At 50.4% G+C, this 20,316-nt stretch carries 25 protein-coding genes and 2 pseudogenes; 20 read left to right on the top strand and 7 right to left on the bottom strand.

Features of this window, described 5'->3' with window-relative positions; translation table 11 throughout:
- Positions 1-6: 6 nt before the first annotated feature.
- A complete protein-coding gene (yedD, locus tag HGD79_RS01200) occupies positions 7-420 on the bottom strand; it encodes a lipoprotein YedD (RefSeq protein ID WP_001295642.1) in 414 nt (137 codons plus the stop codon).
- Positions 421-606: 186 nt separating this feature from the next.
- Here yedD and yedE point away from each other — a divergent pair, with 186 nt between their 5' ends.
- The 3 genes from yedE to HGD79_RS01185 all read left to right on the top strand — a co-directional run bounded on the left by yedE (position 607) and on the right by HGD79_RS01185 (position 2,822).
- Entirely contained in the window at positions 607-1,812 is a 1,206-nt protein-coding gene (gene yedE / locus HGD79_RS01195; RefSeq protein ID WP_000118910.1) for a selenium metabolism membrane protein YedE/FdhT, read from the top strand.
- A complete protein-coding gene (yedF, locus tag HGD79_RS01190) occupies positions 1,809-2,042 on the top strand; it encodes a sulfurtransferase-like selenium metabolism protein YedF (protein WP_000790504.1) in 234 nt (77 codons plus the stop codon). Before yedE ends, yedF begins: the two co-directional genes overlap by 4 nt.
- Before the next feature lie 108 nt (positions 2,043-2,150).
- Complete coding sequence (locus tag HGD79_RS01185; RefSeq protein WP_000334586.1) at positions 2,151-2,822, top strand: SOS response-associated peptidase; 672 nt, start codon at positions 2,151-2,153, stop codon at positions 2,820-2,822.
- Here HGD79_RS01185 and HGD79_RS01180 read toward each other — a convergent pair.
- Positions 2,807-3,970 (bottom strand): RNA-guided endonuclease TnpB family protein, encoded by a 1,164-nt coding sequence (locus HGD79_RS01180; RefSeq protein ID WP_000826451.1) that lies wholly within the window; start codon positions 3,968-3,970, stop codon positions 2,807-2,809. The genes HGD79_RS01185 and HGD79_RS01180 overlap by 16 nt on opposite strands.
- 7 nt (positions 3,971-3,977) lie before the next feature.
- On the opposite strand from HGD79_RS01180, the pseudogene tnpA reads away from it, so the two are divergent.
- Positions 3,978-4,409: pseudogene (gene tnpA / locus HGD79_RS01175) on the top strand (IS200/IS605 family transposase).
- 948 nt (positions 4,410-5,357) lie between these two features.
- Here the strand turns inward: tnpA and HGD79_RS01170 are convergent.
- The 3 genes from HGD79_RS01170 to emrE form a co-directional block, all read right to left on the bottom strand.
- Positions 5,358-6,155 (bottom strand): helix-turn-helix transcriptional regulator, encoded by a 798-nt coding sequence (locus HGD79_RS01170; RefSeq protein ID WP_000879833.1) that lies wholly within the window; start codon positions 6,153-6,155, stop codon positions 5,358-5,360.
- Between the two features lie 9 nt (positions 6,156-6,164).
- The gene (gene ybcL / locus HGD79_RS01165; RefSeq protein WP_000734031.1) at positions 6,165-6,716 is read right to left on the bottom strand and encodes a Raf kinase inhibitor-like protein YbcL; all 552 of its coding nucleotides are present in this window, start codon (positions 6,714-6,716) and stop codon (positions 6,165-6,167) included.
- Positions 6,717-6,884: 168 nt separating this feature from the next.
- Positions 6,885-7,217, bottom strand: coding sequence for a multidrug efflux SMR transporter EmrE (emrE, locus tag HGD79_RS01160; RefSeq protein WP_001070441.1), 333 nt, complete (start codon positions 7,215-7,217; stop codon positions 6,885-6,887).
- A gap of 180 nt (positions 7,218-7,397) precedes the next feature.
- Between emrE and HGD79_RS26930 the strand changes: the two are divergent.
- A pseudogene (locus tag HGD79_RS26930) lies at positions 7,398-7,514 on the top strand (integrase); the annotation flags it as partial.
- A 36-nt stretch (positions 7,515-7,550) separates the two neighbouring features.
- On the opposite strand, the gene fliE reads toward HGD79_RS26930, so the two are convergent.
- A complete protein-coding gene (gene fliE / locus HGD79_RS01155) occupies positions 7,551-7,865 on the bottom strand; it encodes a flagellar hook-basal body complex protein FliE (protein WP_001274292.1) in 315 nt (104 codons plus the stop codon).
- A 214-nt stretch (positions 7,866-8,079) separates the two neighbouring features.
- Here fliE and fliF point away from each other — a divergent pair, with 214 nt between their 5' ends.
- The 14 genes from fliF to rcsA all read left to right on the top strand — a co-directional run bounded on the left by fliF (position 8,080) and on the right by rcsA (position 19,443).
- Positions 8,080-9,738, top strand: a complete 1,659-nt coding sequence (gene fliF, locus HGD79_RS01150; RefSeq protein WP_139496432.1) for a flagellar basal-body MS-ring/collar protein FliF — start codon at positions 8,080-8,082, stop codon at positions 9,736-9,738.
- On the top strand, positions 9,731-10,726 hold the full coding sequence (fliG, locus tag HGD79_RS01145; RefSeq protein WP_000067950.1) for a flagellar motor switch protein FliG: 996 nt from the start codon (positions 9,731-9,733) through the stop codon (positions 10,724-10,726). The genes fliF and fliG overlap by 8 nt, the downstream gene beginning before the upstream one ends.
- Positions 10,719-11,405: a flagellar assembly protein FliH gene (fliH, locus tag HGD79_RS01140; RefSeq protein ID WP_001282706.1), complete on the top strand. Its 687-nt coding sequence runs from the start codon at positions 10,719-10,721 to the stop codon at positions 11,403-11,405. The genes fliG and fliH overlap by 8 nt, the downstream gene beginning before the upstream one ends.
- On the top strand, positions 11,405-12,778 hold the full coding sequence (gene fliI / locus HGD79_RS01135; protein ID WP_000213294.1) for a flagellar protein export ATPase FliI: 1,374 nt from the start codon (positions 11,405-11,407) through the stop codon (positions 12,776-12,778). The genes fliH and fliI overlap by 1 nt, the downstream gene beginning before the upstream one ends.
- An 18-nt stretch (positions 12,779-12,796) precedes the next feature.
- The gene (gene fliJ / locus HGD79_RS01130; protein ID WP_000807587.1) at positions 12,797-13,240 is read left to right on the top strand and encodes a flagellar export protein FliJ; all 444 of its coding nucleotides are present in this window, start codon (positions 12,797-12,799) and stop codon (positions 13,238-13,240) included.
- The gene (locus tag HGD79_RS01125) at positions 13,237-14,364 is read left to right on the top strand and encodes a flagellar hook-length control protein FliK (protein ID WP_000620091.1); all 1,128 of its coding nucleotides are present in this window, start codon (positions 13,237-13,239) and stop codon (positions 14,362-14,364) included. Before fliJ ends, HGD79_RS01125 begins: the two co-directional genes overlap by 4 nt.
- A gap of 104 nt (positions 14,365-14,468) precedes the next feature.
- Positions 14,469-14,933 carry a flagellar basal body-associated protein FliL gene (fliL, locus tag HGD79_RS01120; protein WP_000133124.1) on the top strand — a complete coding sequence of 155 codons (465 nt, stop codon included), beginning with the start codon at positions 14,469-14,471 and terminating at the stop codon, positions 14,931-14,933.
- A 4-nt stretch (positions 14,934-14,937) separates the two neighbouring features.
- Positions 14,938-15,942 carry a flagellar motor switch protein FliM gene (gene fliM, locus HGD79_RS01115; RefSeq protein ID WP_001295641.1) on the top strand — a complete coding sequence of 335 codons (1,005 nt, stop codon included), beginning with the start codon at positions 14,938-14,940 and terminating at the stop codon, positions 15,940-15,942.
- Positions 15,939-16,352 carry a flagellar motor switch protein FliN gene (gene fliN / locus HGD79_RS01110; protein ID WP_139496433.1) on the top strand — a complete coding sequence of 138 codons (414 nt, stop codon included), beginning with the start codon at positions 15,939-15,941 and terminating at the stop codon, positions 16,350-16,352. Before fliM ends, fliN begins: the two co-directional genes overlap by 4 nt.
- Before the next feature lie 2 nt (positions 16,353-16,354).
- Complete coding sequence (gene fliO / locus HGD79_RS01105) at positions 16,355-16,720, top strand: flagellar biosynthetic protein FliO (RefSeq protein WP_021562270.1); 366 nt, start codon at positions 16,355-16,357, stop codon at positions 16,718-16,720.
- Entirely contained in the window at positions 16,720-17,457 is a 738-nt protein-coding gene (gene fliP / locus HGD79_RS01100; RefSeq protein WP_001253450.1) for a flagellar type III secretion system pore protein FliP, read from the top strand. The genes fliO and fliP overlap by 1 nt, the downstream gene beginning before the upstream one ends.
- A gap of 9 nt (positions 17,458-17,466) precedes the next feature.
- Positions 17,467-17,736, top strand: coding sequence for a flagellar biosynthesis protein FliQ (gene fliQ / locus HGD79_RS01095; protein ID WP_000187358.1), 270 nt, complete (start codon positions 17,467-17,469; stop codon positions 17,734-17,736).
- A gap of 8 nt (positions 17,737-17,744) precedes the next feature.
- Positions 17,745-18,530 (top strand): flagellar biosynthetic protein FliR, encoded by a 786-nt coding sequence (gene fliR / locus HGD79_RS01090; protein ID WP_000983976.1) that lies wholly within the window; start codon positions 17,745-17,747, stop codon positions 18,528-18,530.
- A 289-nt stretch (positions 18,531-18,819) separates the two neighbouring features.
- Complete coding sequence (gene rcsA, locus HGD79_RS01085) at positions 18,820-19,443, top strand: transcriptional regulator RcsA (RefSeq protein WP_000103994.1); 624 nt, start codon at positions 18,820-18,822, stop codon at positions 19,441-19,443.
- Between the two features lie 43 nt (positions 19,444-19,486).
- Here rcsA and dsrB read toward each other — a convergent pair whose 3' ends face one another.
- On the bottom strand, positions 19,487-19,675 hold the full coding sequence (dsrB, locus tag HGD79_RS01080) for a protein DsrB (RefSeq protein WP_000867217.1): 189 nt from the start codon (positions 19,673-19,675) through the stop codon (positions 19,487-19,489).
- A gap of 162 nt (positions 19,676-19,837) precedes the next feature.
- On the opposite strand from dsrB, the gene yodD reads away from it, so the two are divergent.
- On the top strand, positions 19,838-20,065 hold the full coding sequence (gene yodD, locus HGD79_RS01075) for a peroxide/acid resistance protein YodD (RefSeq protein ID WP_000844800.1): 228 nt from the start codon (positions 19,838-19,840) through the stop codon (positions 20,063-20,065).
- Positions 20,066-20,316 lie beyond the last annotated feature (251 nt).

Genomic DNA, 20,316 nt, shown 5'->3' with positions numbered 1-20,316 from the left:
ATTTCATTACGGCAGTGGCGTCGGTAACGGCGCTTTATCCAGCGCGGCGGCACACTCTGCTGTCGGGCGATCCACACGCTCCATCGTCATACCATCGTACTCAATGGTGTTACCATCACGCTCAACCTCGTACAGCTCACGTTTTACGGTAACGTTAGTGAGATCATCAGACATCAATGTCAACTTACCCGGTACGGCAATCACCCGCTGCCACTGACGGCAATCGAGGGTATCGCCCTCTTTAGTGACAATCAGGCTGCCTATTGCTTCCGGACTGACCAGCGCACGTTGCGGCCCTTTGGTCTGCCAGTAGCCCGCCAGCCAGTCCGGCGCGGGGGTTTTCACGACATTGTTATAGTTTTCGACTTCGGCACAGCCCGCCAGCAACATGAGCGCGCCTGCAATTGCGAGTTTTTTCATCATTCGTCCTGCATGAGAAGAAAAGAGGATTGTGGCATTAAAGCCCTGATGTCGCCAGCCTTTCCAGGTTCAGAGAGAAATTTGATCTAACTATTATTTTTGTGAATTATTACCCCGAAAATAAATTTGCATGGTGTATGATTCGCGACTCTTGTTTCAAACCTTCTGAGTTCAGAGGCTACATTCATGTCATGGCAGCAATTCAAACACGCCTGGTTGATTAAATTCTGGGCGCCCATCCCCGCGGTCATCGCGGCGGGTATTCTCTCCACTTACTATTTTGGCATTACTGGCACCTTTTGGGCTGTCACGGGTGAATTTACCCGTTGGGGCGGCCAGCTCCTGCAACTGTTCGGCGTCCATGCTGAAGAGTGGGGTTACTTTAAAATTATCCATCTGGAAGGATCGCCATTAACCCGCATCGACGGGATGATGATCCTCGGTATGTTTGGCGGCTGCTTTGCCGCAGCGCTGTGGGCCAACAATGTCAAACTGCGAATGCCGCGCAGCCGTATCCGCATTATGCAGGCCATCATTGGCGGCATTATCGCCGGTTTTGGCGCGCGTCTGGCAATGGGCTGTAACCTGGCGGCGTTCTTTACCGGTATTCCTCAGTTCTCGCTGCATGCCTGGTTCTTTGCCATCGCCACTGCCATTGGTTCATGGTTTGGCGCGCGCTTTACCCTGCTGCCCATCTTCCGTATTCCCGTGAAAATGCAGAAAGTTTCTGCCGCCTCACCGCTGACGCAAAAACCGGATCAGGCGCGGCGTCGTTTTCGTCTCGGGATGGTGGTCTTTTTCGGCATGCTGGGCTGGGCGCTGCTCACAGCGATGAACCAACCCAAACTGGGGCTGGCAATGCTGTTTGGCGTCGGCTTTGGTTTACTGATTGAACGTGCGCAAATCTGCTTTACTTCGGCGTTCCGCGATATGTGGATCACCGGACGTACCCATATGGCGAAAGCAATCATTATTGGTATGGCGGTGAGTGCCATCGGGATCTTCAGTTACGTACAGTTAGGCGTTGAACCCAAAATCATGTGGGCGGGACCAAACGCGGTAATTGGTGGTTTACTGTTTGGTTTTGGCATCGTGCTGGCTGGCGGCTGCGAAACCGGCTGGATGTACCGCGCGGTAGAAGGCCAGGTGCACTACTGGTGGGTCGGTCTGGGCAATGTGATCGGCTCAACGATTCTGGCGTATTACTGGGATGATTTCGCTCCGGCGCTGGCCACCGACTGGGACAAAATCAACCTGCTGAAAACCTTTGGTCCGATGGGTGGCCTGCTGGTGACATATTTGCTGTTGTTTGCTGCGCTGATGTTGATTATCGGCTGGGAAAAACGCTTCTTCCGCCGTGCGGCACCGCAGACTGCTAAGGAGATCGCATGAAAAATATCGTTCCTGATTACCGCCTTGATATGGTGGGTGAACCCTGCCCTTATCCGGCAGTCGCAACCCTTGAGGCGATGCCGCAGTTAAAAAAAGGGGAAATCCTGGAAGTGGTGAGCGACTGTCCGCAGTCGATCAATAATATTCCACTGGATGCGCGTAATCACGGCTATACGGTGCTGGATATTCAGCAAGACGGGCCGACCATTCGTTATTTAATTCAGAAGTAATCCCTCATTCCCGCTGTGACCCACAGCGGGAACATCGTTACCTTTGTATCACATAGATTTTACCCACCCCCTCTCCTATTCTTTTCAGTATGATCTCAGGAGGTTTCTATGTGTGGACGCTTTGCCCAATCCCAAACGCGTGAAGATTACCTTGCGCTTCTCGCGGAAGATATTGAACGCGATATTCCCTACGATCCCGAACCCATTGGCAGATACAACGTCGCGCCGGGAACCAAAGTTCTTCTGCTCAGTGAACGTGATGAACACCTTCATCTGGATCCGGTTTTCTGGGGATATGCTCCCGGATGGTGGGATAAACCGCCGCTGATTAACGCCCGCGTAGAAACTGCGGCCACCAGTCGTATGTTTAAACCGCTCTGGCAACATGGTCGGGCAATCTGTTTTGCCGATGGCTGGTTTGAGTGGAAAAAAGAAGGCGACAAAAAACAGCCTTATTTTATCTATCGCGCTGATGGGCAACCTATTTTTATGGCCGCGATAGGTAGCACACCATTTGAGCGTGGTGACGAAGCCGAAGGATTTTTAATTGTCACTGCTGCAGCAGACCAGGGTCTGGTAGACATTCATGACCGCCGCCCACTGGTACTGTCGCCAGAAGCTGCGCGGGAATGGATGCGGCAAGACATTGGCGGTAAAGAAGCCTCAGAAATCGCGGCCAGTGGCTGTGTGCCAGCAAACCAGTTCTCCTGGCACCCGGTATCGCGCGCGGTAGGTAATGTCAAAAACCAGGGCGCGGAGTTAATTCAACCTGTTTGTTGACATCCTCCACAGGCAAGAACGGCGTGCCCCGCCGCTAAAATGTTACGAGCGCCGTTTACATCGGCGTTCGCTGTATATCCACATACCTGGCATCTGAATTTACTTTGTGACAGGCGGTTTTCTTTCGCTGTATGACCACAGCACGCGCAACGCTGGCTTGTGTACGCTGGCGGAACAGCAAGCACCTGACCGCCACGCCAGAGCTGCTTGTACGCAAGCTGGCGGCGCATTTCATACCAGCCCTGATCCAGTATCGAACGGTTTAAACCTGATTTTGCCCGGACATTGCGCCCCGGCTGGCTGACCGTACCCGCTGCTGACTTTGACATGTTGCTGACCTTCAAATCCTCAATGACTATCATTGCGTGGTTTTTGCTGACGGTCGTTGTGACTTTGTGAAGGTAGTCCCTGCGGATATTTGCGATACAGGAATGCAGTCGCTGTATTTTGCGTTTCTGCTTCTGCCAGTTGTTGCTGAATTTGACCTTGCGGCTTAACTGTCGCTGAAGTCTCGCCAGCTTCTTCTGGTTTTTCTGAAAACTGTTTACAGGCTCAAAGACTGTGCCATCTGACAGCGTGGCGAGTTTAGCCACGCCAGCATCCAGCCCGACCATTGATGCTGAAGGGTGAACCGGAGTTGATACTTCACTTTCTGTCTGAATACTGATGTACCACTTACCGCAGGACTGGCTGACAGTGACATTTTTCACAACACCCGTGACCTGACGGCTGTTCCGGTAGCGCATCCAGCCCAGTTTCGGCAGAAAAATACGGCTGTTTTCCTGATCGAGCTTAACGCCCTGCGGGTAGCGGAATACATCATTCTGTCCCCGCTTTTTGAATCGGGGAAAAGCAGCCCGATTCTGGAAGAAGTTTTTGTAAGCCCGCTCAAGGTCTTTCAGTGACTGTTGCAATGGCTGTGACGGGGCATCTTTAAGCCATTGCGTTTCAGTGGCATTTTTCCACTCAACCAGCCAGGAAGCCATTTTCCCGTAAGGGATGTATTTATTACCGGCCTCATGATTCTCATTCTGACGTGCCAGAGCACGATTGAAAACGAAACGACATGCGCCTGCGAAGCGCCTCATTTCACGCTCCTGTTGACCACCGGGTCTTAACTGGAATTTAAATGCCTGTAGTCGTTTCACAGGCCAAATGATACTTTGGTCTGTGAAAAAAGAAACAGATATCTGGCGTGGAAGGCATTGTGTTTTCCTGATGCATGTTCACCTGGTCTTTGTCACCAGATACCGACGTCAGATTTTTGACCATGACGCGACAGAAAAACTACGCACTTACTTTTCAAATGTATGTGCTGATTTTGAAGCTGAACTGGTTGAAATGGATGGCGAACCAGATCACGTCCATTTGTTAATTAACTATCCTCCCAAACTGGCGATATCCAGTCTGGTAAACAGCCTCAAAGGCGTATCGGGTAGGTGACTGCGACGAGATCGACCAGATATTGCAGTCAGGTATTACTACAAAGGCGTTTTGTGGAGTGCTGGCTATTTTGCCAGTAGCTGCGGAGGTGCGCCAATATCCGTCATCCGCCAATACATTGAACAACAGCAAACACCTGGTTAGGTGGAAAACCGCGCCTTATATCCCTGCCCTGAAGGACGGGGTTTTACGGCGCACCGGATAAGCCTGGAGATTATCTACACCAGCATGGACATCATTGTACTATGCCCCGTACATGCCCCATCACATCCTCAACATCAAAGTATTAGAGCCTTGCAAACCATTATGCGTCTCAGTTTGTCTCATCTATCTTACGCAAAAAAAATAGAACTAATATCAAGCGGCGCTATATTGCGTATTAAATAAAACCACCTCAATTACATTAATAAATCCAAACAAACATCATGCAAATAATTTCCATGGTTATTTCTAGGCTATTTAAATTAAATAAATTATGAGTCAATCATAAATAACAACCTTTAATATGATTTGACTACCAAATTTATATTCGTTCACAAAATAGTCATGCATTGTGTGCAATAGAAACAGTTCAGATAAAGATAGGGATCTACTTCACAATTTAAATGAGAAACTAAAACTTACATCTTGAAATAATCTCATTGATTGGATGAATATTTATAGTGCAGTGACATCATTTTTAAATAATAGTTCAAATAAAAGGGCTCACGATGAAAAAATTAACAGTGGCAATTTCTGCTGTAGCTGCATCTTAACGTATAAACCAGATTTAATAACAACGAACTAGATTTAATAACAACGATATCCGTACCTATCCGGATATCTAATGTCATAAGCATCCCTTTAATTATCCCCTCAACCTCTTGTAACTTTCCCACTCTTGAACTCCACATAGTCCAAACGCCGGATGCAAAAAAATCACACGTGCATTTCTGAAATTGTGATGGAGGAAGATAGTATCAATTATATGTGCTTATAAACGTCCCCGATTAGCGCAGAAGTCACCGGATTGTTCAGGCTCCAATAGGTTGAGTATGCTGTATTTATTTTCCAAAATAAAAATCGATGCTGTTGCTCCTTCATAAAATACTTTTACTCTCTGGACGCTTTTCTTAGCTCTCTTGGTGTTATCTTAAAACGATTATGGAACCTTTCAGTAAAACGAGAAGGACACTTGTAACCATTTTCCCTGGCAATCTCGCTGATGGGTTTTACTGTCGTTTGTATAGCAGACAACGCATTATTTAACCTCACGTCGTCCAATATACTTTGAAAACTTACTCCCTCGCTTGCCAGACGGCGATGCAATGTGGAAACAGAAATGTAGAGATATCTCGCTACCTTGTTTGCTGTCCATTTTGTTCCAGGTTCGGATAGCATTAGGTTATAACAACGACTTATTAATGATTGTTTACTATCTGATAAAAGTAAACAATTAACATGATGTGCTCCTAATGAAAGTAGAACGCCCATTGCTAAGTGTTCCTGAATTTGCGTTGAGAAACCTCGGGAAATAGATGTTTTTAGTTGCTCCCAACAATATATTAACTCGGGATTCTGAGGTAAGCAGAAACCTGTCGTGTTACGAATTTGATCGGTTATCGCATAAAGATTTTGGAACTTTTCAATTAGATCAATGGGATAATAAAGCATTTCTGCAAGATAAAGACCTGCTTCTGGGTAATTCGCAATATAAAATTCATATCCACAGGGAAATAATATTATCTGATTATTATCAACAGTTAGACTATGCGTCTCCCAATTGATAACTTTTTTTCCCTGACGGATACGACATAAAGCTGGCATAAGAGGCTTAACCCTGTGAATCTCATGATGTTTATGCATCCGTATTTCTTCAATCTTTAGGTTAGTCCTATCTTTTGCCAGCATACTCTTATCCTACTTTACCTCATAAACGGGTATTATCTCAGCGGTTGCAATTTTATTGGCATTAAGCATATAACCAACTAACGCTCCGCTGGAATTAGAATCCACAGGAATCTTATCAGTTTTTAGAGCCCATATTTTAAACTGGTAATGATGGGGTTTATCTCCTTTGGGAGGACATGCTCCACCAAATCCCGCATAGCCAAAATCATTTCGGCCTTGGACAGCACCAGTCGGAAGTTTTGTACCATCACGTCTTCCTGCATCAGCGGGCAAATATGTTACCGTTGCTGGAATATTAGCAACAGTCCAGTGCCACCATCCGCTGCCTGTAGGCGCATCTGGATCATACACAGTTACGGCAAAGCTTTTGGTGCCTTCTGGAGCACCAGACCAGGTTAATGAGGGCGATGTATTACCCCCCTCACACCCAAATCCAGAAAATACATGAGACGTTGTAAGTTGCTCTCCTGTTTTTATTTCATTACTAGTGACCTGAAATGCTGCGGCCTGCGCAGAAAATGTTATGAATGCCAATACACTTGAAACGATAAGTTTTTTCATAAAAACCTCTTTGTTGTGACCTATCGTTATTTTATTTGATGTGCATTGATCTCATTATGCAAAAAGGCGCAATGATCGCGCAAATGCAATCATAATTATAAAGTTGCCCCGAACATTAGCCATAATATGCACAAATCAGATTCCTGTTATCTCAAGGATGATTATTTTTTAATTCGGTGCGCTTCGTGACAACAAGTTAATGACTAACACACCGGCACAAATCAACATCATGCCTATGATGGCTGGCAGGTCCAGTCGTTGGCCAAAAAATCCCCAGGAAAGCAAACTAATCAGAACGATACCGACTCCTGACCAGATAGCATAAGCAATCCCTGTAGGTATATAAGCCAGTGTCTGAGCTAATAACCAAAATGATGCACAATAGCAAATAATTGTGCCAACAGAGGGCCATAACCGTGTAAACCCCTCTGAAAACTTCATTAAGGTTGTACCAATGACCTCTGCAAGTATTGCGCCACCAAGATAAATATAAGGGTTCATAGCATATTCTTTCCTGTTCATACTGGAGAGAATTGTACTACAGTTTGAACACAACTCACCGTTTTCATCCTGGTGTATGTGTATCCAGGGGGCTCTGGCGTGGCAAGAGATAAAGGCAGGAACAATAATGATCAGAAGGAACCCCAGGCTAACAAAAGAGTTCACTCTTCCTATGAGCAAAGCGAAGACAAAACATATTATCGCGTTTACGGATCGTGGATGGCAGAAAACTTTCAGGATCAGGTATCCATTTTAAACCAGAAATTAAGTGAGTTTGCCCCATCCATGCCCCACGCGGGCAGATGGGATGTAATTAACAACAGGTTACAAAACCTACACCTGCATGGACATCACTTCCTGATACGCCGCCACCAGCTTATTACGCACCTGAATCCCCATTTGCATAGAAACTGAGGCTTTTTGCATATCGGTCATCACATCGTTTAACGCCACGCCGGGTTCACCGAGGGTGAATTTTTCTGCCTGCGTGCGGGCAGCTGTTTGTGTATCGCTAATGCGATCGAGCGCGGCGTGCAGCTGCCCGGCAAAACTAATGGTCGGTTGCGGCAGTGAATCCTGCGCACGCGCACTCATCGCCGTAGCCTGTAACAGGCTGATAACCCCTTCAATCCCCTGTATCGCTGACATTTTCGTCTCCTGGATAATTTCTGGTAGCAAAGCCTACCAGTAAGTCAATAAGACAAAGGCGCTAAATAGCAACAAAAAAACGGGTTTATTGGCGGATAGAAAAAAACGAAAGCACAAATAATGGCAGCGTCAATTTTTCGAGTTTGCTGACCCGGGAGTGAGTCTTGTTCCACTTTGCCAATAACGCCGTCCATAATCAGCCACGAGGTGCGCGATGAATGCGACTGCAGCCCAGACAAAATCTCTTGAGTGGCTTAATCGCCTGCGTGCGAATCCGAAAATTCCATTGATTGTTGCCGGTTCCGCGGCAGTGGCGGTCATGGTCGCACTGATCCTGTGGGCGAAAGCCCCCGACTACCGCACATTATTCAGCAATCTTTCCGATCAGGATGGTGGCGCAATTGTCAACCAACTGACGCAAATGAATATTCCTTACCGCTTCAGCGAAGCCAGCGGCGCTATTGAAGTTCCGGCAGATAAAGTTCACGAACTGCGTCTGCGCCTGGCACAACAAGGTTTGCCCAAAGGCGGCGCGGTCGGTTTCGAACTACTCGATCAGGAAAAGTTTGGTATCAGCCAGTTCAGCGAACAGGTGAATTATCAGCGGGCGCTGGAAGGCGAGCTTTCTCGTACCATCGCAACTATCGGCCCGGTAAAAGGGGCGCGCGTACATCTGGCAATGCCGAAACCGTCTTTATTCGTCCGTGAACAAAAATCCCCTTCTGCATCGGTGACGGTAAATCTGTTACCCGGCCGCGCACTCGATGAAGGGCAAATTAGCGCCATTGTGCATCTGGTTTCCAGCGCCGTTGCTGGTCTGCCGCCGGGAAACGTCACGCTGGTGGATCAGGGCGGACATCTGTTAACCCAGTCCAATACCAGCGGGCGCGATCTTAATGATGCTCAGTTGAAATATGCCAGCGATGTCGAAGGCCGTATTCAGCGGCGTATTGAAGCAATCCTGTCGCCTATTGTTGGTAACGGTAATATTCACGCCCAGGTCACGGCGCAGCTGGACTTCGCCAGTAAAGAACAAACGGAAGAACAGTATCGCCCTAACGGTGATGAATCTCATGCGGCGCTTCGTTCACGCCAGCTTAATGAGAGCGAGCAAAGCGGTTCCGGTTATCCGGGCGGCGTACCGGGGGCGTTGTCGAATCAACCGGCACCTGCGAATAACGCGCCAATCAGCACGCCTCCGGCAAATCAAAATAACCGCCAGCAGCAGGCGAGCACCACCAGCAATAGCGGGCCGCGTAGCACACAGCGGAATGAAACCAGTAACTACGAAGTCGATCGCACCATTCGTCATACCAAAATGAACGTGGGCGATGTGCAACGTCTGTCAGTCGCGGTAGTGGTGAATTACAAAACCTTGCCAGACGGTAAACCATTGCCTCTCAGCAACGAACAGATGAAGCAAATTGAAGATCTGACCCGCGAGGCGATGGGCTTTTCTGAAAAACGCGGTGACTCGCTCAATGTCGTTAACTCGCCGTTCAATAGCAGTGACGAAAGCGGCGGAGAACTGCCGTTCTGGCAACAGCAAGCGTTTATCGATCAGTTGCTGGCTGCCGGTCGCTGGTTGCTGGTACTGCTGGTGGCGTGGCTGCTGTGGCGGAAAGCGGTACGCCCGCAGTTAACACGTCGCGCCGAGGCGATGAAAGCTGTACAGCAACAGGCGCAGGCCCGTGAGGAAGTGGAAGATGCGGTGGAAGTCCGCCTGAGCAAAGACGAACAACTCCAACAACGACGCGCTAACCAACGTCTGGGGGCAGAAGTCATGAGCCAGCGTATCCGTGAAATGTCTGATAACGATCCGCGCGTGGTGGCGCTGGTCATTCGCCAGTGGATAAATAACGATCATGAGTAACCTGACAGGCACCGATAAAAGCGTCATCCTGCTGATGACCATTGGCGAAGACCGGGCGGCAGAGGTGTTCAAGCACCTCTCCCAGCGCGAAGTGCAAACCCTGAGCGCTGCAATGGCGAACGTCACGCAGATCTCCAACAAGCAGCTAACCGATGTGCTGGCGGAGTTTGAGCAAGAAGCTGAACAGTTTGCCGCACTGAATATCAACGCCAACGATTATCTGCGTTCGGTATTGGTCAAAGCTCTGGGTGAGGAACGTGCCGCCAGCCTGCTGGAAGATATTCTCGAAACTCGCGATACCGCCAGCGGTATTGAAACGCTCAACTTTATGGAGCCGCAGAGTGCCGCCGATCTGATTCGCGATGAGCATCCGCAAATTATCGCCACCATTCTGGTGCATCTGAAGCGCGCCCAGGCCGCCGATATTCTGGCGTTGTTCGATGAACGTCTGCGCCACGACGTGATGTTGCGTATCGCCACCTTTGGCGGCGTGCAGCCAGCCGCGCTGGCGGAACTGACCGAAGTACTGAATGGCTTGCTCGACGGTCAGAATCTCAAGCGCAGCAAAATGGGCGGCGTGAGAACGGCAGCCGAAATTATCAACCTGATGAAAACTCAGCAGGAAGAAGCCGTTATTACCGCCGTGCGCGAATTCGACGGCGAGCTGGCGCAAAAAATTATCGACGAGATGTTCCTGTTCGAAAATCTGGTGGATGTCGACGATCGCAGCATTCAGCGTCTGTTGCAGGAAGTGGATTCCGAATCGCTGTTGATCGCGCTGAAAGGGGCCGAGCAGCCACTGCGCGAGAAATTCCTGCGCAATATGTCGCAGCGTGCCGCCGATATTCTGCGCGACGATCTCGCCAACCGTGGTCCGGTGCGTCTGTCGCAGGTGGAAAACGAACAGAAAGCGATTCTGCTGATTGTGCGCCGCCTTGCCGAAACTGGCGAGATGGTAATTGGCAGCGGCGAGGATACCTATGTCTGATAATCTGCCGTGGAAAACCTGGACGCCGGACGATCTCGCGCCACCACAGGCAGAGTTTGTGCCCATGGTCGAGCCGGAAGAAACCATCATTGAAGAGGCCGAACCCAGCCTTGAGCAGCAACTGGCGCAACTGCAAATGCAGGCCCATGAGCAAGGTTATCAGGCGGGGATTGCCGAAGGTCGCCAGCAAGGTCATGAGCAGGGCTATCAGGAAGGACTGGCCCGGGGGCTGGAGCAAGGTCTGGCAGAGGCGAAGTCTCAACAAGCGCCAATTCATGCCCGGATGCAGCAACTGGTCAGCGAATTTCAAACTACCCTTGATGCGCTTGATAGTGTGATTGCTTCGCGCCTGATGCAGATGGCGCTGGAGGCGGCACGTCAGGTGATCGGTCAGACGCCAACAGTGGATAACTCGGCACTGATCAAACAGATCCAACAGTTGTTGCAGCAAGAACCGTTATTCAGCGGTAAACCACAGCTGCGCGTGCACCCGGATGATCTGCAACGTGTGGATGATATGCTCGGCGCAACCTTAAGTTTGCATGGCTGGCGCTTGCGGGGCGATCCCACACTCCATCCTGGCGGTTGCAAAGTCTCCGCCGATGAAGGCGATCTCGACGCCAGTGTCGCCACTCGCTGGCAAGAACTCTGCCGTCTGGCAGCACCAGGAGTGGTGTAATGACCACGCGCCTGACTCGCTGGCTAACCACGCTGGATAACTTTGAAGCCAAAATGGCGCAGTTGCCTGCGGTACGTCGCTATGGGCGATTAACTCGCGCTACCGGGCTGGTGCTGGAAGCCACCGGATTACAATTGCCGCTCGGCGCAACCTGTGTCATTGAGCGCCAGAACGGCAGCGAAACGCACGAAGTAGAAAGCGAAGTCGTTGGCTTTAACGGTCAACGGCTGTTTTTAATGCCGCTGGAGGAAGTCGAAGGTGTCCTGCCCGGCGCGCGTGTTTATGCCAAAAACATTTCGGCAGAAGGGCTGCAAAGCGGCAAGCAGTTACCGCTCGGTCCGGCGTTATTAGGTCGTGTTCTGGACGGCAGCGGTAAACCGCTCGATGGCCTCCCCTCCCCCGATACGACGGAAACCGGTGCGCTGATTACCCCGCCATTTAACCCGTTGCAACGTACACCGATTGAACATGTGCTGGACACCGGCGTGCGCCCAATCAATGCCCTGCTTACCGTTGGGCGCGGGCAGCGTATGGGGCTGTTTGCCGGATCTGGCGTTGGTAAAAGTGTGCTGCTGGGGATGATGGCCCGTTACACCCGCGCCGATGTCATTGTCGTGGGTTTGATTGGTGAACGTGGGCGTGAAGTAAAAGATTTTATTGAGAATATCCTCGGTGCTGAAGGGCGTGCACGCTCAGTAGTGATTGCCGCTCCGGCGGATGTTTCTCCTCTCCTGCGAATGCAGGGTGCCGCCTATGCCACGCGCATTGCCGAAGATTTTCGCGATCGTGGTCAGCATGTGTTGCTGATTATGGACTCCCTCACCCGCTACGCGATGGCCCAGCGTGAAATTGCGCTGGCGATTGGCGAACCACCCGCCACTAAAGGTTATCCCCCGTCGGTGTTTGCCAAATTACCGGCACTGGTCGAGCGTGCCGGAAATGGCATTAGCGGCGGCGGCTCGATTACCGCGTTTTATACCGTGCTCACCGAGGGCGATGACCAGCAGGACCCCATTGCCGACTCCGCGCGGGCAATCCTCGACGGTCACATTGTGCTGTCTCGCCGACTGGCGGAAGCCGGGCACTATCCGGCTATCGATATTGAAGCGTCGATCAGCCGCGCAATGACGGCGTTGATCAGTGAGCAACATTACGCGCGAGTGCGCACCTTCAAACAGCTGTTGTCGAGTTTTCAGCGTAACCGCGATCTGGTTAGCGTCGGCGCGTATGCCAAAGGCAGTGATCCGATGCTCGATAAAGCCATCGCCCTGTGGCCGCAGCTGGAGGGCTATTTACAACAAGGCATTTTTGAACGTGCGGACTGGGAAGCGTCTCTCCAGGGGCTGGAGCGTATTTTCCCGACAGTGTCATAACCCAGGAGATAACGGCAGATGGCAGAACATGGCGCGCTGGCGACCCTGAAAGATCTGGCAGAAAAAGAGGTAGAGGATGCCGCGCGCCTGCTGGGTGAAATGCGTCGCGGGTGTCAGCAGGCGGAAGAACAGCTCAAAATGCTGATCGATTATCAGAATGAATATCGCAATAACCTCAACAGCGATATGAGTGCCGGGATGACCAGCAACCGCTGGATCAACTATCAGCAGTTTATCCAGACGTTGGAAAAAGCCATTACTCAGCATCGCCAGCAACTTAATCAGTGGACGCAGAAAGTTGACATTGCCCTGAACAGCTGGCGAGAAAAGAAACAACGTTTGCAGGCCTGGCAGACACTGCAGGAACGGCAATCCACGGCGGCACTGCTTGTAGAAAACCGCCTCGATCAGAAAAAGATGGATGAGTTCGCCCAGCGCGCCGCCATGAGGAAACCTGAATGATTCGCTTAGCGCCCTTGATTACCGCCGACGTTGACACCACCACATTGCCTGGCGGCAAAGCCAGCGATGCTGCACAAGATTTTCTCGCGTTGTTGAGCGAAGCATTAGCAGGCGAGACAACTACCGACAAAGCGGCCCCCCAGTTGCTGGTGGCAACAGATAAGCCCACGACAAAAGGCGAGCCGCTGGTCAGCGAGATTCTTGCCGATGCGCAACAAGCGGATTTACTGATCCCTGTGGATGAAACACCGCCTGTCATCAACGACGAACAATCCACATCAACACCATTAACCACCGCTCAAACGATGACGTTGGCTGCGGTGGCTGGCAACAATACGGCAAAAGACGAAAAAGCGGATGATCTGAATGAAGACGTCACCGCAAGCCTGAGCGCCCTTTTTGCGATGTTGCCGGGTTTTGACAATACGCCCAAAGTGACTGATGCGCCGTCAACCGTGTTACCGACAGAGAAACCAACGCTCTTCACAAAACTGACTTCTGCGCAACTCACAACAGCACAGCCTGATGATGCCCCTGGCACGCCAGCTCAGCCATTAACACCGCTGGTAGCAGAAGCCCAGAGTAAAGCGGAAGTCATCAGCACACCGTCACCGGTGACCGCTGCCGCCAGCCCGCTAATTACTCCACACCAGACACAGCCACTGCCCACCGTCGCCGCGCCTGTGTTGAGTGCACCGCTGGGTTCTCACGAATGGCAACAATCATTAAGCCAGCATATTTCGCTGTTCACCCGCCAGGGGCAACAAAGTGCAGAGTTGCGTCTGCACCCGCAGGATTTAGGTGAAGTGCAAATCTCCCTCAAAGTGGATGATAACCAGGCACAAATCCAGATGGTTTCACCGCATCAGCATGTACGCGCCGCCCTGGAAGCAGCGCTGCCGGTACTGCGTACGCAGCTGGCCGAAAGTGGCATTCAGTTAGGGCAAAGCAACATCAGTGGCGAAAGCTTTAGTGGTCAGCAGCAGGCCGCTTCCCAACAACAGCAAAGCCAACGCACAGTAAACCATGAACCTCTGGCGGGGGAAGAAGACGATACGCTTCCGGTTCCCGTCTCTTTACAAGGGCGCGTAACAGGCAACAGCGGCGTTGATATTTTCGCCTAACGTCAGAGGTAGCACCGTAATCCGCGTCTTTTCCCCGCTTTGTTGCGCTCAAGACGCAGGATAATTAGCCGATAAGCAGTAGCGACACAGGAAGACCGCAACACATGACTGATTACGCGATAAGCAAGAAAAGCAAGCGATCGCTTTGGATCCAGATTCTGGTATTCATTACTCTCGCGGCCTGTGCCAGCGCAGGTTACAGCTACTGGCATTCGCATCAGGTTGCCGCTGAAGACAAAGCGCAGCAACGCGTCGTGCCCTCCCCGGTCTTTTATGCGCTGGATACCTTTACGGTCAATCTGGGCGATGCAGATCGCGTACTTTATATCGGCATAACCCTGCGCCTGAAAGATGAAGCTACCCGCTCGCGGCTGAGTGAGTATTTGCCGGAAGTCCGTAGCCGTTTGCTGTTACTGTTTTCGCGTCAGGATGCTGCCGTACTGGCGACAGAAGAAGGCAAGAAAAACCTGATTGCCGAGATTAAAACCACGCTTTCCACCCCGCTTGTTGCCGGGCAACCGAAACAGGATGTCACCGACGTGCTGTATACCGCTTTTATTCTGCGATAACGACATGGGCGATAGTATTCTTTCTCAAGCTGAAATTGATGCGCTGTTGAATGGTGACAGCGAAGTCAAAGACGAACCGACAGCCAGTGTTAGCGGCGAAAGTGACATTCGTCCGTACGATCCGAATACCCAACGACGGGTTGTGCGCGAACGTTTGCAGGCGCTGGAAATCATTAATGAGCGCTTTGCCCGCCATTTTCGTATGGGGCTGTTCAACCTGCTGCGTCGTAGCCCGGATATAACCGTCGGGGCCATCCGCATTCAGCCGTACCATGAATTTGCCCGCAACCTGCCGGTGCCAACCAACCTGAACCTTATCCATCTGAAACCGCTGCGCGGCACAGGGCTGGTGGTGTTTTCACCGAGTCTGGTGTTTATCGCCGTGGATAACCTGTTTGGCGGCGATGGACGCTTCCCGACCAAAGTGGAAGGTCGCGAGTTTACCCATACCGAACAGCGCGTCATCAACCGCATGTTAAAGCTGGCGCTTGAAGGCTATAGCGACGCCTGGAAGGCGATTAATCCGCTGGAAGTTGAGTACGTGCGTTCGGAAATGCAGGTGAAATTTACCAATATCACCACCTCGCCGAACGACATTGTGGTTAACACGCCGTTCCATGTGGAGATTGGCAACCTGACCGGCGAATTTAATATCTGTCTGCCATTCAGCATGATCGAGCCGCTACGGGAATTGTTGGTTAACCCGCCGCTGGAAAACTCGCGTAATGAAGATCAGAACTGGCGCGATAACCTGGTGCGCCAGGTGCAGCATTCACAGCTGGAGCTGGTCGCCAACTTTGCCGATATCTCGCTACGCCTGTCGCAGATTTTAAAACTGAAACCCGGCGACGTCCTGCCGATAGAAAAACCCGATCGCATCATCGCTCATGTTGACGGCGTTCCGGTACTGACCAGTCAGTACGGCACTCTCAACGGTCAGTATGCGTTACGGATAGAACATTTGATTAACCCGATTTTAAATTCTCTGAACGAGGAACAGCCCAAATGAGTGACATGAATAATCCGGCCGATGACAACAACGGCGCAATGGACGATCTGTGGGCTGAAGCGTTGAGCGAACAAAAATCAACCAGCAGCAAAAGCGATGCCGACGCGGTGTTCCAGCAATTTGGCGGTGGTGATGTCAGCGGAACGTTGCAGGATATCGACCTGATAATGGATATTCCGGTCAAGCTGACCGTCGAGCTGGGCCGTACGCGGATGACCATCAAAGAGCTGTTGCGTCTGACGCAAGGGTCCGTCGTGGCGCTGGACGGTCTGGCGGGCGAACCACTGGATATTCTGATCAACGGTTATTTAATCGCCCAGGGCGAAGTGGTGGTCGTTGCCGATAAATATGGCGTGCGGATCACCGATATCATTACTCCGTCTGAGCGAATGCGTCGCCTGAGCCGTTAGTGATGAATAACCACGCTACTGTGCAATCTTCCACGCCGGTTTCTGCTGCGCCACTGCTGCAGGTCAGCGGCGCACTCATCGCCATTATTGCCCTGATCCTCGCTGCTGCCTGGCTGGTAAAACGGTTGGGATTTGCCCCGAAACGCACTGGCGTTAACGGTCTGAAAATTAGCGCCAGTGCTTCGCTGGGCGCGCGTGAACGGGTTGTGGTGGTCGATGTGGAAGATGCACGGCTGGTGCTCGGCGTTACCGCAGGGCAAATCAATCTGCTGCATAAACTTCCCCCTTCAGCACCAACGGAAGAGATACCGCAGCCCGATTTTCAGTCGGTCATGAAAAACTTGCTTAAGCGTAGCGGGAGATCCTGATGCGTCGTTTGTTGTCTGTCGCACCTGTCCTTCTCTGGCTGGTTACGCCCCTCGCCTTCGCGCAACTGCCGGGTATCACCAGCCAGCCGCTGCCTGGCGGTGGACAAAGCTGGTCGCTCCCGGTGCAGACGCTGGTGTTCATCACCTCGTTGACGTTTATTCCGGCAATTTTACTGATGATGACCAGTTTCACCCGCATCATCATTGTTTTTGGTTTATTGCGTAACGCGCTGGGAACGCCCTCCGCGCCACCTAACCAGGTATTGCTGGGGCTGGCACTATTTTTGACCTTTTTTATTATGTCACCGGTGATCGACAAAATTTATGTCGATGCGTACCAGCCATTCAGCGAAGAGAAAATATCAATGCAGGAGGCGCTGGAAAAAGGGGCGCAGCCGCTGCGTGAGTTTATGCTGCGTCAGACCCGTGAGGCGGATTTAGGGTTGTTTGCCAGACTGGCGAATACTGGCCCGTTGCAGGGACCTGAAGCCGTGCCGATGCGCATTTTACTCCCGGCCTACGTGACCAGCGAGTTGAAAACCGCATTTCAGATAGGCTTCACGATTTTCATCCCTTTTTTGATTATCGACCTGGTGATTGCCAGCGTGTTGATGGCATTGGGGATGATGATGGTCCCCCCCGCCACCATTGCTCTGCCCTTTAAACTGATGCTGTTTGTACTGGTGGATGGCTGGCAATTGCTGGTCGGTTCGCTGGCGCAGAGCTTTTACAGCTAGAGAGGCAAAATGACACCTGAATCGGTCATGATGATGGGGACTGAAGCGATGAAAGTCGCGCTGGCACTGGCTGCCCCGCTGTTGCTGGTGGCGCTGGTCACGGGCCTTATCATCAGTATTTTGCAGGCCGCCACGCAGATCAACGAAATGACGCTGTCGTTTATTCCAAAAATCATCGCCGTATTTATTGCCATTATTATTGCCGGACCGTGGATGCTCAATCTGTTGCTGGATTACGTCCGCACCTTGTTCACTAACCTGCCGTATATCATCGGGTAGCCCGTACAATGATGCAGGTGACAAGCGATCAATGGCTTTCCTGGCTAAGTCTGTACTTCTGGCCGTTACTGCGCGTGCTGGCGCTCATTTCTACCGCGCCAATTCTGAGCGAACGCAGCGTGCCGAAACGGGTAAAACTGGGTCTGGCAATGATGATCACGTTCGCTATTGCCCCATCATTACCTGCCAACGATGTTCCTGTTTTTTCGTTCTTTGCTCTGTGGCTGGCCGTGCAGCAGATCCTGATCGGCATTGCGCTTGGTTTCACCATGCAATTTGCCTTTGCCGCTGTGCGAACCGCTGGCGAAATTATCGGTCTGCAAATGGGGCTGTCATTTGCGACGTTTGTCGATCCGGCCAGCCATCTAAATATGCCCGTTCTAGCCCGTATCATGGATATGCTGGCGTTACTGCTGTTCCTGACATTTAACGGTCATTTATGGTTGATTTCACTGCTGGTCGATACCTTTCACACCCTGCCAATTGGTGGCGAACCGTTGAACAGCAATGCGTTTCTGGCACTCACCAAAGCGGGGAGTTTGATTTTCCTTAACGGGCTGATGCTGGCGTTACCGCTCATTACTCTGCTGCTGACCCTGAATCTGGCATTAGGTTTACTGAATCGTATGGCCCCGCAATTATCCATTTTTGTTATTGGATTTCCATTAACTCTGACTGTCGGTATCTCTTTAATGGCGGCATTAATGCCGTTAATTGCGCCTTTTTGCGAACATTTATTCAGTGAAATTTTTAATTTGCTGGCTGATATTATTAGTGAATTGCCATTAATATAATTCCGTAACGTTTATCATGTTATCCTAAGGATTATCCGAAAAATAATACCTGCGAACATCTTCCAGGATACTCCTGTGGCGAAATATTTGTTTTAAGCTCACTCACATATCGCAACATTTACTTTACTTTAAGACAATTCCAGGCAAATTATACAACACTTTACGGGATAGTAAGTCCGCCTGAAAAATCGCGAGAGTGGCGCATTAGGTGACCCATGTTGTTCCGTTTAGTCATGATGAAATATTCAGGTAAGGGGAATTATCGTTACGCATTGAGTGAGGGTATGCCATGTCAACGATTATTATGGATTTATGTAGTTACACCCGACTAGGTTTAACCGGGTATCTGTTGAGTAGAGGGGTTAAAAAAAGAGAAATCAACGACATTGAAACCGTTGATGACCTTGCCATAGCTTGTGATTCACAGCGCCCTTCAGTGGTGTTTATTAATGAGGACTGTTTCATCCATGATGCTTCTAACAGTCAGCGCATCAAGCACATCATTAATCAACATCCCAATACGTTATTTATCGTTTTTATGGCAATTGCCAATGTTCATTTTGATGAATATCTATTGGTCAGAAAAAATTTATTGATCAGTTCTAAATCGATTAAACCGGAATCTCTCGACGATATCCTTGGCGATATTCTGAAAAAAGAGACAACGATAACCTCTTTTTTAAATATGCCGACGTTATCATTGAGCCGAACCGAATCGAGTATGTTGCGAATGTGGATGGCAGGTCAGGGAACCATTCAAATCTCTGACCAAATGAATATCAAAGCCAAGACCGTTTCATCGCATAAAGGTAATATTAAACGTAAGATCAAAACGCATAATAAACAGGTTATCTACCATGTCGTCCGACTGACGGATAATGTGACTAATGGTATTTTTGTCAACATGCGCTAACACATTCTGACTGGTGGTTTCCCACCAGTCAGGCTGAATAAGATTACTCTGCTTTCTCCACAAAGATACCGTCCTGATGCCCTGCTTCATTAAAGAACCAGATGCCGAGCGGGTAGTCTTCCAGCGAAACCAGGTACATTGTGCCTTCACTAAACTCCTCAACTGCCAGTACCACGCCAGGACGACGCGGACCGCCATCCGTTTTGACTGTTACCCGATCATTCACCTTCATCGTTTTCCTCCTGTGGCTTTGTGCCAGTGTAGAACAATTTCGTTTTTCTGGCAGCGCCAGGCGCGCGCGAGTGCTGATTTTCTCGACGGTCTATACTTAAGAGATGCCAGGCGGACTTAACGACTGGCGGCAACAACAGAGTAACGGTTGCGAGGAAAGATGATGAAAACCGCAAAAGAGTACAGCGATACCGCAAAACGTGAGGTCAGCGTCGATGTCGATGCCCTGCTGGCGGCGATCAATGAAATTAGCGAAAGCGAAGTTCATCGCAGCCAGAACGATTCTGAACACGTTAGCGTCGATGGACGTGAATATCATACATGGCGTGAATTGGCGGATGCCTTCGAACTGGATATTCATGACTTCAGCGTCTCTGAAGTGAATCGTTGAATGCACAATAAAAAAATCCCGACCCTGAGGGGGTCGGGATGAAACTTGCTTAAGCAAGAAGCACTTAAAAAATTCGTTACACCAGGAAATCTGATGTGTTCATCACCTTATCCGCAATTTTTTTCGCTGACAAGAAAATATTCGCGATATGAATGATTAACGCTACTTATGAATAGAAATGTGACGTGCGTCACCCCTTGGTGGCTCTGGCGTCAACGGGATCGCTCCCGAAAAAATCATCTTTGATTATT

Source organism: Escherichia sp. SCLE84, from assembly GCF_012584495.1.
Lineage (GTDB): Bacteria > Pseudomonadota > Gammaproteobacteria > Enterobacterales > Enterobacteriaceae > ECMA0423.
The sequence above is the reverse complement of the archived record's forward strand: the minus strand, read 5'-3'. Positions and strand labels throughout refer to the sequence as shown.